The sequence below is a fragment of the Dietzia sp. UBA5065 genome, assembly GCA_002415925.1.
GTDB lineage: Bacteria > Actinomycetota > Actinomycetes > Mycobacteriales > Mycobacteriaceae > Dietzia.
In genome coordinates, this window is the sequence record DIAZ01000132.1 from 1 (window position 1) to 13,972 (window position 13,972).

A 13,972-nucleotide genomic window follows, 5' to 3' on the forward strand; every position below is an offset into this window, starting at 1 on the left:
GAGGATCTCATCGCCGAGATCGACACCTCGCTGCGGGCCGTGGACCCCGCGTCCCTGGCGTCCTTCGGGGACAGCGTGGCCACCGCGCTCGAGGGGAACGGGCCGCGCCTGGGCGCGATCCTCGAGGACACCGCGCGGCTCGCCGCCGTGCTGGGAGAGCGGGCCCCGACGTTCCGCGGCCTCGTGGGCGACGGCCTCGTGACGGTGCGCGCGCTCGCGGAGCGTGAGGATCCCGTCACCGGGTCGGCCCGGGTGGCCCGCGACGTCACCGGGCAACTGGCCCGCCGGGAGGACACCCTGGTGTACCTCCTCGACCGCTCGCCCGACGCCATGGTCCGCGCGCAGGAGCTCCTCGACGCCAACCGGGACGACGCGGCCGGGTTGCTCGGCAACGCCCTCGTCGTCACACCCGTGTTCCGCGATCGGGGACCCGCCTGGGAGGCCGGACTCACCCAGGGCGAGCGGGGGCTGCGCGCGCTGGCGGGGACGGTGCGCGACGGTCGCGCCGACTTCTCGCTGGTCGCCACCCAGGGCCCGGTGTGCGTGTACCCGTTCGAGCCCCGCGACATGCTGGACCACTCCCCGCGCGAGCCGAACCTCCGGCTGTACTGCCCGCCGGGCGAGGACCTGGAGCAGCGCGGCTCGCGCGCGGCACCGCGGCCGAACGCCGAGGGACTGGCGAACGCCACCGAACCGGGGACGCGGGTCGGCCCGGACATGGCGCGGGACCCGCTCCTGGTCCCCACGGGCACGGAGATCGCCGCGTACTGGATGACCATGATGGAGGGACTGCGTAATGGCGGATGAGAAGACGGTGGCGGAGACGGCGGCCGCGGCGGAGGCGCCCCGGCGGGCGGGCGCCGGTCGCGTGGTGACCACCCTGGTCGTGGTGGCGCTGCTGGTGGCGTGCGGGTACCTCGGGTACCTCGTCTGGCAGGGCCGGCACCTGGACGAACTGCGGCGCAGCGCGACCGAGGACGCGTCCCGGCTGGTCGTGCAGCTCGCCACCTACGACCACCAGGACGTGGACGCCAACCTCGACGCCGTGGTGGCCGAGGCCACGCCCGGGTTCGCCGACCGGTACCGCGAGGTGTCGGAGGGGTTGCGGGAACTGCTCACCAGCGGGCAGGGCACCTCGACGGGGACCGTCTCCCACGCCGCCGCGCAGAGCGTCGACGACGACCGCGCGGTGGTCCTGGTGTTCCTGGACCAGGAGGTCACCAACGTCACCGTCCCGGACGGCCGGATGGACTCCAGCCGGATGGTGGTGACCCTCGTCCGCGGCGGCGACGGGTGGCTCCTGGACGCCGCCGAGCTCGCCTGACCCCCGACCATCGCACCCCCCGACGCACGAGGAGAACGACCAGTGATCACCGAACTGCACCGCAACCCCGCACCCGCCGTCGCCCGCCCGGTCCCGCCGGCGATCACCGACGCCGTCGACTCCCTCGGCGCCGCGAGCGGCGTGGCCAACGTCATCATGCAGCTCTCGTGGCCCGAGGTGGGATGGGGCGTCCGGGAGAGCCGCGTCGAGACCGGCAACGTGTACCGGCGCCCGCTCAAGCGGGCGCGGACGACCTTCCAGTACCTCGCCGTGGCGACCCTGGGGAGCGACGACGACAAGCGCGTCTACCGGGAGGAGGTCACCCGCATCCACCGCCTGGTGCACTCGACCCCGGAGAGTCGTGTGAGGTACAGCGCGCTCGACCCGAAGCTGCAGATGTGGGTGGCGGCGTGCCTGTACGTGGGGTTCGAGGACGTCTACGAGTGGTTGCACGGGCCGATGACCGACCCCGACCGCGAGGCGTTCTACCGGTCCGCGCCGTCCCTGGGCACCACGCTCCAGGTGCGACCTGAGCAGTGGCCGGCGACCCGCGCGGAGTTCGACGACTACTGGCGCGAGGGGGTGGCCCGGATCCGCTTCGACGAACCGGTCCGCCGGCACCTCGTGGGCCTGACCGAGCTCCGCATGCTGCCGCAGCCGGCCACGGCGGTGTTCGGCCGCGTCAACAAGTGGATCACCACGGGGTTCCTGCACCGCGAGTTCCGCGACGAGCTCGGGCTGCCGTGGACCCCGAGGGACCAGCGGCGGTTCGAGACCTTCCTCACCGCCACCGCCGGGCTCAACCGGCTGCTGCCGACCGCCTTGCGCACGATCACGTACCGGGTGCTGCTGCTCGACCTCAGGTGGCGACTGCGCAGCGGCCGTCCGCTGATGTGAGCGCGGTGCGGCCCGCTCAGTCGCCGTCGTCCCACACCACGTCCTGCACGACCTCGTTGCGCCGGAGGAACCAGGGGGTGATGGGCGGGTCGAACCGGGCGAACCTCGGAGGGCCCGTGGCGACCAACCCGGCCCCGGCGATCCCGGCCTCGAGGTCGGCCAGGTGGCGCCGGTAGCCCGACTCGCTCCACCGTCCCGAGTACCGCACCGCGGCCGCGACACGACCGGGCACCTGCCTGAGGCGCACGCGCGGGTCGGAGGGCACCGGCGCGGTCGAGGCGGTGAGCGAGGCGGGCAGTACGAAGGCGACGACGTGCTGGTCGTCGGCCGCGCGGGTCTGGACCACGGGCGCGGTCATGGCGATCGTCCCGCCGCCGCGCGGCTCCTGGACGACCGGTGCCGTCATCGCGACGGTCCCGGCCGACTCGTTGTGGCCGGTGATGTACCGGAAAGAGCGCCCGGAACGCCTGGTTGCCGGCGCTCTCGAAGGACCCGTCAACGGACACCTCCGCCACCGCGTGGGAGGGATAGCGCCGCAGCTCGAACCCCGGGTAGCGGCGGACCACCTCGTACGGCTGGTGCTCGGTCATGACCACGACGGTACGCGCGTGCCCGGCCGCCGGGAGGGGGCCACGTGCTCAGTCGCCGGCGGGGTCCTCCGGCCCGCGGGACTCGTCCCACACCCCGGCGCGCTCGAGATGCTCCACGAGCAGCCTGGCCCCGTTGGAGAACTCCGCGTCGATCACCGCGTGGGCGGTCTCGACGTCCCCGGTGCGCAGCGCGTCGAGCATCCGCCGGTTGTCCTGGAGCGCGGCGGAACGCCAGTCGTGGTCCTCCGCGTAGAGCCGGTACGGCATGTAGCGCGCCGCGTTGGACAGGAACCGGGACAGCTTGTCGGACCGGGACGCGCGATTGATGGACCGGTGGATGGCGTACTGGGCGCTCACCACCCCGTCCGCGTCGCCCATCGCGGCGGCCGACTCGAACTCCCCGACCAGCCGGGCGTGGTTGTCCAGGGCGTCGGCGTCGAAGAGGGTGATGGCGCGGTCGACGATCCTCTTGGACAGCTCCGCCTGCAGCCAGAAGATGTCCTCGACGTCCTGCCGGCTCATCGGCGAGACCAGGTACCCGCGCCGGGGCACCAGGTCCACCAGGCCCTCGCCGCGCAGCGTGAGCAGCGCCTCGCGGACGGGCGTGACGCTGACCCCCAGGGCGGCCGCGGTCTCGTCCAGGCGGATGAAGTCGCCGGGACGCACCTCGCCGCTCATGATCCGGGTCCGGACGTGGTCGGCCACCTCCTCGGAGAGCTGCGGACGCTGCGCGAGTCGTGTGGGGGCCACGTCCGCCACCTCGTTTCCCAAGAAGGAGCACCCGCGGAGGGTGCCGTCGACCGATAATCGAAATCAAATATATCCGCTCGGGCCGCCTCCGTCTGCCAGGGGGTGGGCGGCGCCGCAATAAGGAGTCCCCGTGAAGACCGCAGCGACCGCCCTCGCCCTGGCGATGGCCGCCCTCGTCGTCGTCCCCGCCCACGCCGGCGCGCAACCCCCGCCCACGGCCGGCGGACCGCACCCCGTCCCGGCGTCGTTCGTCGACGGACTCCGCGCGGAGGTCCAGAACCCGCTCGGGGAACACCCGGCCACCAACGACTGGGACTGCGAGCTCACCGAGGCACACCCGCGGCCGGTGATCCTCGTGCACGGCACGTTCCTCAACAGGCAGGACAACTGGGCGTATCTCGCCCCGTCGCTCGCCAACGAGGGGTACTGCGTGTACGCGCTGACCTACGCCGCACACCCGGATGCGCCGTGGCCGCTCAGCGCGCTCGGGGGCATGCGGACGATGGAGGAGGGTGCGGGGGAGTTGGCGCTGTTCGTGGACCGCGTGCGCGAGGCGACGGGCGCGGACACGGTCGACCTGGTGGGGCACTCGCAGGGCACGATCATGCCCGCGGTCTACGTCAACGAGCTGGGCGGGCACCGGTACGTCCGGAACTACGTGGGCCTGGGCTCGGTGTGGCGGGGGAGCACCGCGTTCTTCCTCTCGACCCTCTTCGACGCGTTCGGTCGGGTGGGTATCCGCGACGACGTGCAGGGCTTCATCCGGACCGTCGGGTGTGGGGCGTGCAACCAGGTGATCGCCGGCAGCGACTTCTTCCGTCACCTGTGGCGCGACGGCACCCCGTACCACCCGGACGTGCAGTACACGAACATCCTCACGCGGTACGACGAGATCGTGACCCCGTTCGACAGCGGGTACGTCGAGGGGCCGAACGCGCAGAACCACGTGGTGCAGGACTTCTGCGCGCAGGACTTCTCCGACCACGTCTCGATCGTCACCGACCCGGTGGCCCGCGACCTGACGCTCAACGCGCTCGATCCCCGGAACCCGCGGCCCGTGGGCTGCGAGTTCGTCCCGCCGATCACGCCGCTGCAGAGCTGAGGTCGGGGGGCGGGCCGGTCGGCGGGAAGGGCCGCCCCCCTGACCCGCAGCGCCTCCGGCTTGCGCTGCCTCCCTGACCCGCAGCGACTCCGGCTTGCGCTGCCTCCCTGACTTGCGCTGCAGGAACGGTCCATCCAGCCAGCGCGAGCCCGCAAATCGCGTGCATTCGGCCAGCACATGTCGGAGGGGCTCTGAGCGGGCAGGGTGACCGCGCAGGGTCGCGCTGGCGGATTGACCGGATCCGCGAGAGCCACTGCGCGGCGGGCGGTGTGCGGCGAGACTGGGACGCATGACCGACACCCCGAACCGCCCCGCCGTCCGCACCGAGCGCCGCGGGCACGTCCTGCTCGTGACCCTCGACCGCCCCGAGGCCCGCAACGCCGTCAACGGCGAGATGAGCACCCTGCTGGGGCGAGCGCTGCACGAGGCCGACACCGATCCCGAGATCCGCGTGGTGGTGCTCACCGGCGCCGGCGAGAAGGCGTTCTGCGCGGGCGCCGACCTCAAGGCCATCTCCCGCGGTGAGGACATCTTCCCGGCGGAGAACCGTGAGTGGGGCTTCGCGGGGATGATGCAGCATCACGTGTCGGTCCCGGTGATCGCCGCCGTCAACGGCACGGCCCTGGGCGGGGGCTGCGAGATCGCCCTGGCCTGCGACCTCGTGGTGGCCGCCGAGCACGCGATCTTCGGGCTGCCGGAGGTCCGGCGCGGACTCATCGCCGCCGCCGGGGGTGCGTTCCGCCTGCCGGCGCAGGTCCCGCACCGGGTCGCGATGGAGATGATCCTCACCGGTGAGCCGATCTCGGCGGCGCGCGCGCTGGACCTGCACCTGGTGAACCGGGTCGTGCCGGCCGCGGGGCTGATGGACGCCGCCGTCGAGTTGGCCTCGGTGATCGCCGCGAACGCACCGCTGGCCGTGCAGGGCAGCAAGCGGGTCGCGCTCGGCATCAGCGACGGGGAGCGACCGTCGGAGGTCGAGAGGTGGCGTGTCAGCGACACCGAGATGATCACCGTGATGACCTCCGAGGACGCGATGGAGGGGCCGACGGCGTTCGCGGAGAAGCGCGCGCCGGTGTGGAAGGCACGCTGAGACCAAACCCACACCCCCGACCCGATGTGGCCGCGGCCGCCCGGCCCTACATTTCCTTCATGGAAGCAGCGGGCAGGGCGATGGTCATCGAGGAAGACCTCCACGTGGTCGACACGGCGAGCCGCGAGCTGGCGCCGCGCGCGGCGGACCTGGTCTCACGCCTGGACGGCGACGCGGCGGTGGAGGAGATCCGCCACTGCGTGATCCGGGCGGCGACCGTCCCGGTCCGCTCGGCCGCCGAGCTGCGGTCGGCGGTGCGGGGTCATCGCGCCGGACTCAACCGGGCCGGTGCCGACCTCGGCCTGGCCGTGGTGGCCGCCGGCGCGGTCCCGCTCGTGCCACCGGGCTCGGCCCTGGTCGACGAGAGTCCGCGGACCCGGCGGCTCCTCGCCGACTACGAATACCTGGCCCGGGATCAGATCTACTGCGGGGTGCGCATCCGCGTGGAGACGCGTGACGGCGACGAGGCGGTCCGGGTGGCGGGCCGCGTCGCGCCGCACCTCCCCGTCTTCCTGGCGCTCCTGGCCAGCTCCCCGTACCTGCGGGACGGATCGGATTCGGGGCACGCGAGTTGCCGGTCCGTGGCGGCCTCGCAGTGGCCGACGACCGCCCCGGTGGCCGGGGTGGGCTCGGAGGCGGAGTTCGCGGAGTTGGTGGACGACCTCGTGGCCAGCGGAGTAGTCGTGGACGCGTCGATGGTGGGCTTCGGGATCCAACCCGGACCCGGGGGGCGCTCCGTCGAGCTGCTGGTGTGCGACGCCTGCCCCTCGGCCGACGCCACCGTCCTGGCGGCCGCGTTGCTCCGCGCGCTCGTCGCCAGGGAGGCCGCCGCGGTCGCCGGCGGCGCGGAGGAGCCGACGACGACGGAGACCAGGCTCCGGGCGGCCCTGTGGCGCGCCGCCCGGTCGGGCCTGGAGGGCGACCTCGTCGACCCCGGCACCTTCCTGCCCCGGCCCGCCGCCGAGGTCGTCTCCGAGCTGACGGAGTCCCTGGCCCACGAGCTGACCCGCTCCGGCGACCTGGATCTGGTGCGCACCCTGCTCGACAACGCCCTCTACAACGGGAGCAGCGCCTTCCGCCAGCGCCGCACGCTGCGCCGCCGCGGGCACTCGCACGACGTGGTGGGCCTGCTGGTGGCGGAGACCGCCGGTGTGAGCGGGCCCAGGTCACCCGTCCCCGAGGCGTACACGCGGCTGTTCGGTGTCTACGAGCCGATGGCCGGGCTCGACGCCGACCCGAGCTGGGACGAGGCGGTCGAGGAGGGCGGTGCGCCCCGCGGGGTGTACGCGCCGGTCACCGCGGCCCTGGACAGGATCGGCACCGTGCGGTTGCGGTCGCGTCAGGTGATGGCGGAACAGGAGGCCTCGGTGGCCGGGGTGGCGTTCCGGGTCACCGGGCAGACGCGGCCGCAGGCGTTCCCGATGGATTTCGTGCCCCGCATCCTCACGCCCGAGGTGTGGCGGTCGCTTGCGGCGGGCATCGAACAGCGCGCCCGCGCGTTGGACGCCTTCCTCGACGACATCTACGGGGAGCGGGAATTCGTGCGCGCGGGCCACCTCACGCCGGAGGCGTTGGACCGCGCTCCGGGCCACCGCAGCACGGGCCGCGTGCAGCCCCCGGGGCGGACCCGTGCGCACATCTGCGGGATCGACCTCGTGTGCGGGGACGACGGGCGGTGGTTCGTCCTGGAGGACAACGTCCGCGTGCCCTCGGGGATCGCCTTCTCGCACGCTCTGCGCCAGATGACCACCTCCCTGTTCGGGGACCTGACCGGCGGGTTCGACCTGCGCTCGCCGGAGGAGGCGTTCCCCATGATCCGGCGGACGCTCGAGGCGGCCGCACCTCCGGCGTCCGGGGACGACCCGCGCATCGCGGTGGTGTCCTCCGGGCCGACGGACTCGGCATGGTTCGAACACCGGCTGATCGCCCAGCGCATCGGCGCGCCACTGATCACCCCCGATCTCCTCACCTTCCGCGACGGGGTCCTGCACCACCGCGCCGGCCGGGACCTGCACCGGGTGGACGTGGTGTACGCCCGGATCGACGAGGACATGCTCCTGAGCTCCCCCGGGGTCGACGGCATCCCGCTCCGGGACGGACTGCTCGAGGCGATCGGCGCCGGACGCCTGACCGTGGCCAACGCGTTCGGCAACGGGGTGGCGGACGACAAGGCGATCTACGCCTGCGTGCCCACCATGATCGACTTCTATCTCGGTGAGACGCCGATCCTCGACCAGGTGCCCACCTACCTGTGCGCCGACCGCACCCAGCGGGACCTGGTGCTGGACCGTCTCGCCGAACTGGTGGTCAAGCCCATCGACGGGTACGGCGGCCTGGGGATCACCATCGGGCCGGAGTGTTCCGAGGCCGAGCTCGCCGCCCGGCGCGAGGACCTGCTCACCCGGCCGGAGGGGTTCATCGCCCAGGAGGTGGTCCCCCTGTCCACGCTGCCCACCTTCGACGGCACGCGGATGCAGCGGCGACACGTGGACCTGCGCGCGTTCGCCCACGTCCGGCGTGAGGGCGGCAGGACGACAGCGCACGCCGTCCCGGCCGGGCTGACCCGGGTCGCCCCGGCCGGGTCGATGATCGTCAACTCGTCGCGCGGGGGCGGAGGAAAGGACACATGGATCCTGGGCTGAACCCGAGGCCGGCCACTGTCTCCGGCGCGGGTGCGGCCGGGCCGGGGTTGGCCTAGCGTGGGGAGATGACCGACGAGGTGAACGGCGCGGTGCACGACGAGGCGATCACCGAGGACGGCGAGCCCCGCCCGGAGTACGCGCACGTGCTGAAGGCGGTGTCGGACCTGGGTCCCGAGGCCCTCGGGGAGCGCAAGAACCGGGTGGACGACAGCCTGCGGTCCCTGGGCGTGACCCTGAACGTGTACGGCAGGGACAGCCCGCAGGTGTTCCCGCTGGACGCCGTCCCGCGCATCGTGCCGGCCGACCAGTGGGGGCGGATCACCGCCGGCATCGAACAGCGGGCCCGGGCGTTGGAGATGTTCCTGCGGGACATCTACGGGGCCGGTGAGATCCTCCGGGCGGGGGTGGTGCCTGAGGAGGCCCTCCGGCGGGCGCCGGGATTCCGCCCCACCGGGCGATCGGTGCCGGAGGGCGCGCTGCACGCCCCGGTGTGCGGGGTGGACCTGGTCTCGACCTCGCCGGGGGAGTGGATCGTGCTGGAGGACAACCTGCGGATGCCGGGGGGGATGGCGCTGGCGGTCGGTCTGCGTGACCGGATCGCCGAGGGCTACCCCGAGTTCGGCGCGCGGACCGGGGTGTACGACCCCCGCGACGCGCTGGACATGCTGGCCGACACCCTGCGCGCGGCCGCGCCGGAGGGGGTTGCCGACCCCGCGATCGCGGTGGTGATAGCCGAGGACGAGCGCGAGTCCTTCGACCTCAATCAGGTGACCTCCGCCCTCGGCGGGACGCTGGTCACGGCCGCCGACCTGCGGTGCGACGGGGGTCGGCTGTGGCGGGCCGACGGCTCCGGCGGCGAGCCCGTGGACGTGCTGTTCGTCCGGATGGACGAGGAGGCGCTCCTGTCCTCCGCCGGTGCGGACGGCACGGTCCTGCGCAGCGGGCTGCTGGACGCCATGGCGCAGGGCGGTGTCGCCGTGGTCAACGCGCCCGGGAACGGGGCGGCCGACGACAAGGCGATCTACGCCCTCGTGCCGGGGATCATCGAGTTCTACCTGGGCGAGAAGCCGCTCATCGGTCAGGTGGACACGCTGCTGTGCTCCGACCCCGCGCAACTCCAGCAGGTGATGGACAGGATCGGGGAGCTGGTGGTCAAGCCGATCGACGGCTACGGCGGCTCGGAGATCACCGTGGGACCGGAGTGCTCGCCGCGTGAGCTGGACGAGCGCCGCGAGGAACTGCGGCGCCACGGCGAGCGGTTCATCGCCCAGGAGGTCCAACCGCTGTCCACGCTGCCGACCTTCGACGGCGGCGATCTCCGGCGGCGGCACGTCGACATGCGGGCGTTCGTCCTGCTGCGGACCGGTGGCGCGGGGGAGATTCTCGCCTCGGCCCCGCCCGTCGCGCTGACGCGGGTGGCGCCGGCGGGCACGATGGTGGTCAACGCCTCGAGTGGAGGCGGTGGAAAGGACACCTGGATCCACCGTGCCTGACAGCGCCGCCGGGGGCCCCGACGGAATCCGCCACACCACCTCGCCCGACCTCTCCCCGGACGGGTCGATGCTGGCGTGCGTGGTCACCGAGCGCACGGGCTACCCGCGCGCCGTCCAGCGGCCGCTGGGGCCGGGGGGCCTGGACGGGGCCGGGCCGGAACGCGACGTGGTGCTCCCGGTCAACGGGCCCGTCCGCCGCGTGGCGTACTCGCCCAACGGCAGGTGGCTCGCCTGCGAGGTCGCCCCGGACGGCGGTGAGCGGGAGCGGATCTGGCTGGTGACCACCGACCCGGAGGACCACGAGGTCTACCCGGTGGACACCTTCAGCGACGCCACCGTGCAGTTTGTCTGCTGGGACGGCGACCTGCTGGCGGTGACCGCCTTCGACTCCGAGGGCCTGGCCGAGGGGCGGCTCGTGGACCCGGAGACGGGGGAGTCCACGGTGGTGGACCGCCGGATGGGCGGGGCGCTGGTCCACGCCCGGGACGGTGCCGCCCTGTTCCGGGTGGGTGCCCGCGGGCATCGTGAACTGCTGCGCATCGTGCCCGACGGCAGGTGGTGGCCCCTGCTGCCCGTCGACACCGGGTCGACGACCGAGGCCGGGGTGATCCTCGACGCCGGGGGCGCCGGCCGGCCCATGCGGATGATCGTCCGGAGCGACCATTCGGCGGACCGGATGGGTCTGCTCGCGGTGGAGTCGGACGAGGACAGCACCGAGTCGTGGCCCGTGGCGTTCCGCGACGACGCCGACCTCGACTGGGTCGAGGTGAGCCTGGACGGCTCGACCGCGGTGCTGCTGTGGAACGTGCGCGGCGGGCTGTCCGAGATCGAGATCCTCGACCTCACCCCGGGCCGTCCCCGGCTGGTCCACATACCGCCGTTGCCGGAGGTCGTGGCGTCGGCACCCACGCTCACCGCCGACGGCAGGCTGCTCGCGCTCACCGTCCAGAGCCTCGACCAGCCACCCCGCGTGGTGATGTACGACGTGGAGAACCGCCGGTGGACGGGACGGCCGCCGGAACAGCCCGTGCCGGCCCCGCGGCTGGTGCGGTTCACCGCGCGCGACGGCCTGGAACTGAGCGGGTGGCTGTACCGGCCCGGCGACCCCGACGGCCCCGACGAGCCGGGTCCCACGGTCATCCACCTCCACGGCGGCCCGGAGGGCCAGTCCAGGCCCGGGTTCGACGACCTCGCCCGCCGTTGCCTGGACGTCGGCGTGACCTATTTCCTGCCCAACGTGCGCGGCTCGAGCGGGTTCGGGCGATTCTTCATCCATGCCGACGACCGCTACGGGCGCTTCGCCGGGATCGACGACGTCGAGGACGCCCTGCTGCACCTCGTGGACGCGGGCATCACCGACCCCGCCCGGGCCGTGGTCTCCGGCCGCTCCTACGGCGGCTATCTGGTCAACGCCACCCTGGTCCGCCACGCGGGCCGGTGGTGCGGGGGGATCGCGGCGTGCGGGATGAGCGACCTGCGGACCTTCTACCGCACCACGGAGCCCTGGATCGCCGCGGCCGCGTACCCCAAGTACGGCAACCCCCTGCAGGAGCGCGAGCTGCTCATGGAGGTCTCGCCGCTGCTGAATTTCGACCGGATCGACGTCCCCGTCCTCTACATCCACGGCGCCCACGACACCAACGTGCCGCTCACCGAGACCGGGCAGGCGGTCGACGCGCTCCGGGAGCGCGGGGTGCCGGTGGACGTGCTGTTGTTCGAGGACGAGGGTCACGACTTCGTGAAATTGGCCAACCGGCGACTGCTCGGCGATCGGGTGGTCCGGTTCTGTCAGGAGGTGTTCGATGGTCGGATCGGATGAGAGGACCCCCCGCGACCCGGCGGGGTTCGAGGACCGGCTCAAGGCGTGGAGGCGTCACCTCCACGCCCACCCGGAGTTGTCCTACGAGGAGCGGGAGACCACCGACTACGTCGAGGGCGAACTCTGGGCCATGGGGCTCGAGCCGACCCGCTTCCGGCTCGGCACGGGCCTGTGGTGCGACGTCCCGGCGGCCGCCGGCGCGGCCGCCACGGACGTGGTGGCCCTGCGCGCGGACATCGACGCCCTGGCCATGAGCGAGGACTCGGGCGAGCCCTTCGCCTCCCGCGTCGAGGGGGTCAGCCATTCCTGCGGCCACGACGGGCACACCGCGATGCTGCTGGGCGCCGCCGAACTGCTGGTGGCCGACCCGCCGCCCCGCCCGGTCAGGCTGATCTTCCAGCCGGCGGAGGAGACCATGCCCGGCGGGGCGAAGGAGTGCGTCGCCGAGGGCGTGGTGGAGGGGGTGGACCGCATCCTCGCGCTGCACTGCGACCCCCACCGCGTGGTCGGCGAGGTCGGCGTGACCGCCGGGCCGATCACCTCGTCCAACGCCAAGATCGGCATCACCGTCCGGTCGGACGGGGGGCACACCGCCCGTCCCCACGAGACCCAGGACACGGTGTTCGCGCTCGCCCAGATCATCACCGGGGTGACCGCCGCGGTGGACCGGAGGATCGATCCCCGCTCGGGCACCGTCCTGACCTGGGCGTCGGTGAGGGCCGGTGGCACCGCGCCCAACGTCATCCCCGACTCGGGGCAGCTGTGGGGCACCCTGCGCAGCGCCGACCGGGACGTGTGGGCCACCGTGGAGCCGCTCGTCCGCGAGGCGGCCGAGCGGGTGGGCGCCCTGTACGGGGTCCGCACCGAGGTGGAGTACGTCCAGGGGGTGCCGCCGGTGGTGAACGACGACGAGTGCGCCGAGCTGGCCGCCCGTGCCGTGGCCTCCGTGCTCGGACCGGGCGGGGTGGGCCCCGCCGTGCAGTCGAGCGGCGGCGAGGACTTCGCCTGGTACACCGAGGAGATCCCGGGCGTCTACCTGCGGCTGGGGGTGTGGGACGGCGAGTCCGGCGAGACGGACCTGCACCACCCCGGCTTCGTGCTGGACGAGCGGGCGCTGCCCCACGGCGCCCACATCCTCGACGCGTTCGCCCGGACCGATCGGCCCACCGGGTGAGTGGGGTCGGCCCGGGGATGCGGGCGTCGTCGTCGTCGCGCCCGGTGGAGGTCCCGCGCCGACGCGGGTAGAACGAGGGCATGACTGCCACTCTTCCCCCGACCACCCCGGCCCCGACCGCCCCGCCGCTGCCCGTCGCGTGCGGGCCGCTGTCGGATGCGGTGGTCGCGGCGCTGGCGTCGGGGCGCACCGACGGGCTGCCCGGGGTGCCGCCGGACACCGACCCGCTGGGCCGCGACCTGCAGCTGGCGCTGTACACCCTCTACGAGCTGCACTACCGCGGCTTCGCCGGCGTCGACGCCGAGCTGGAGTGGGACCCCGACATCCTGCGGCTGCGGCGGGGCCTGGAGGGGGTGTTCCTCGGGTACCTGCGGCGCGCGGTGGAGCCGGGTGACGACCCCGTCGCGGAGATGGACGCGCTGTCCGTGGAGGCGACGTCCGGCACCGGCCCGTCCTGGTACTTCGCCGGGGAGGGCACCTGGGATCAGCTGCGCGAGTACTTCGCGCACCGGTCGCTGTACCACCTCAAGGAGGGCGATCCGCACGCGTTCACCATCCCGCGCCTGCAGGGCCAGGCCAAGGCGTCGTTCGTGGCCGTGGAGTTCGACGAGTTCGGCGGGGGCCGCGGCGAGCGCGTGCACCAGCGGCTGTGGGAAGACCTCATGGGCGCCGCCGGACTGGACGCGTCCTACCTGGGGTACATCGACGCGGTGAGCGCCGAGACGCTGTCCACGGTCAACCTCATGTCGCTGTTCGGGCTGCACCGCTCGCTGCGCGGCGCGGCGATCGGGCACTTCGCCGCCATCGAGATCACCTCGTCCCCGGGGTCCGCCCGCCTGGTCGCGGGCCTGCGCAGGCTGGGGGCCCCGGAGGAGTGCGTGCACTTCTACGCCGAGCACGTGGAGGCCGACGCGGTCCACGAGCAGGTCATGCGCCACGACGTGGTGGGCGACCTGCTGGGCCGGGAGCCGGACCTGGCGGCCGACGTCGTGTTCGGGATGCGCGCGCTCGACCACCTCGACGGGCTGGCGGCGGACGGGATGCTCGCGGCCTGGCGCCGCGGTGAGTCCTCCCTGCTCGGCTGACCCCCC

At 73.4% G+C, this 13,972-nt stretch carries 12 protein-coding genes and 1 pseudogene; 10 read left to right on the forward strand and 3 right to left on the reverse strand.

Going from position 1 to position 13,972, the window contains the following annotated elements; translation table 11 throughout:
* The 3 genes from B4M60_RS10280 to B4M60_RS10290 form a co-directional block, all read left to right on the forward strand.
* A partial coding sequence (locus B4M60_RS10280; RefSeq protein ID WP_291083233.1) for an MCE family protein occupies positions 1-807 on the forward strand: 807 nt, incomplete at its 5' end.
* Positions 797-1,324, forward strand: coding sequence for a hypothetical protein (locus B4M60_RS10285; RefSeq protein WP_291083235.1), 528 nt, complete (start codon positions 797-799; stop codon positions 1,322-1,324). The genes B4M60_RS10280 and B4M60_RS10285, both read left to right, overlap by 11 nt.
* Before the next feature lie 42 nt (positions 1,325-1,366).
* On the forward strand, positions 1,367-2,221 hold the full coding sequence (locus tag B4M60_RS10290) for an oxygenase MpaB family protein (protein WP_291083237.1): 855 nt from the start codon (positions 1,367-1,369) through the stop codon (positions 2,219-2,221).
* A 16-nt stretch (positions 2,222-2,237) separates the two neighbouring features.
* Here B4M60_RS10290 and B4M60_RS10295 read toward each other — a convergent pair whose 3' ends face one another.
* From B4M60_RS10295 to B4M60_RS10300, 3 genes and pseudogenes are all read right to left on the reverse strand, one after another.
* Positions 2,238-2,627 (reverse strand): SOUL family heme-binding protein, encoded by a 390-nt coding sequence (locus B4M60_RS10295; protein ID WP_414646781.1) that lies wholly within the window; start codon positions 2,625-2,627, stop codon positions 2,238-2,240.
* A gap of 103 nt (positions 2,628-2,730) precedes the next feature.
* Positions 2,731-2,811 (reverse strand): annotated as a pseudogene (locus B4M60_RS15725) (heme-binding protein); the annotation flags it as partial.
* A 48-nt stretch (positions 2,812-2,859) separates the two neighbouring features.
* A complete protein-coding gene (locus B4M60_RS10300) occupies positions 2,860-3,570 on the reverse strand; it encodes a GntR family transcriptional regulator (RefSeq protein ID WP_291083289.1) in 711 nt (236 codons plus the stop codon).
* A gap of 121 nt (positions 3,571-3,691) precedes the next feature.
* On the opposite strand from B4M60_RS10300, the gene B4M60_RS10305 reads away from it, so the two are divergent.
* From B4M60_RS10305 to B4M60_RS10335, 7 genes are all read left to right on the forward strand, one after another.
* The gene (locus tag B4M60_RS10305) at positions 3,692-4,663 is read left to right on the forward strand and encodes an esterase/lipase family protein (protein ID WP_291083242.1); all 972 of its coding nucleotides are present in this window, start codon (positions 3,692-3,694) and stop codon (positions 4,661-4,663) included.
* Between the two features lie 289 nt (positions 4,664-4,952).
* Positions 4,953-5,753, forward strand: a complete 801-nt coding sequence (locus B4M60_RS10310; protein WP_291083245.1) for a crotonase/enoyl-CoA hydratase family protein — start codon at positions 4,953-4,955, stop codon at positions 5,751-5,753.
* A 59-nt stretch (positions 5,754-5,812) separates the two neighbouring features.
* Positions 5,813-8,395, forward strand: a complete 2,583-nt coding sequence (locus tag B4M60_RS10315; protein ID WP_291083248.1) for a carboxylate--amine ligase/circularly permuted type 2 ATP-grasp protein — start codon at positions 5,813-5,815, stop codon at positions 8,393-8,395.
* A 65-nt stretch (positions 8,396-8,460) separates the two neighbouring features.
* Positions 8,461-9,888, forward strand: coding sequence for a circularly permuted type 2 ATP-grasp protein (locus B4M60_RS10320; RefSeq protein WP_291083252.1), 1,428 nt, complete (start codon positions 8,461-8,463; stop codon positions 9,886-9,888).
* Positions 9,881-11,707: a S9 family peptidase gene (locus B4M60_RS10325; protein WP_414646782.1), complete on the forward strand. Its 1,827-nt coding sequence runs from the start codon at positions 9,881-9,883 to the stop codon at positions 11,705-11,707. Before B4M60_RS10320 ends, B4M60_RS10325 begins: the two co-directional genes overlap by 8 nt.
* Positions 11,691-12,881 carry an amidohydrolase gene (locus tag B4M60_RS10330; RefSeq protein WP_291083255.1) on the forward strand — a complete coding sequence of 397 codons (1,191 nt, stop codon included), beginning with the start codon at positions 11,691-11,693 and terminating at the stop codon, positions 12,879-12,881. Before B4M60_RS10325 ends, B4M60_RS10330 begins: the two co-directional genes overlap by 17 nt.
* 80 nt (positions 12,882-12,961) lie before the next feature.
* Positions 12,962-13,966: an iron-containing redox enzyme family protein gene (locus B4M60_RS10335; RefSeq protein WP_291083258.1), complete on the forward strand. Its 1,005-nt coding sequence runs from the start codon at positions 12,962-12,964 to the stop codon at positions 13,964-13,966.
* The last annotated feature ends 6 nt before the right edge of the window (positions 13,967-13,972 follow it).

What these genes read in the sequence shown, in the direction of transcription:
- B4M60_RS10285 (WP_291083235.1), top strand. Translation starts at nt 797, where the DNA reads ATGGCGGATGAGAAGACGGTGGCGGAGACGGCGGCCGCGGCGGAGGCG.
- B4M60_RS10295 (WP_414646781.1), bottom strand. Translation starts at nt 2,627, where the DNA reads ATGACGGCACCGGTCGTCCAGGAGCCGCGCGGCGGCGGGACGATCGCC.
- B4M60_RS10310 (WP_291083245.1), top strand. Translation starts at nt 4,953, where the DNA reads ATGACCGACACCCCGAACCGCCCCGCCGTCCGCACCGAGCGCCGCGGG.
- B4M60_RS10315 (WP_291083248.1), top strand. Translation starts at nt 5,813, where the DNA reads ATGGAAGCAGCGGGCAGGGCGATGGTCATCGAGGAAGACCTCCACGTG.
- B4M60_RS10320 (WP_291083252.1), top strand. Translation starts at nt 8,461, where the DNA reads ATGACCGACGAGGTGAACGGCGCGGTGCACGACGAGGCGATCACCGAG.
- B4M60_RS10330 (WP_291083255.1), top strand. Translation starts at nt 11,691, where the DNA reads ATGGTCGGATCGGATGAGAGGACCCCCCGCGACCCGGCGGGGTTCGAG.
- B4M60_RS10335 (WP_291083258.1), top strand. Translation starts at nt 12,962, where the DNA reads ATGACTGCCACTCTTCCCCCGACCACCCCGGCCCCGACCGCCCCGCCG.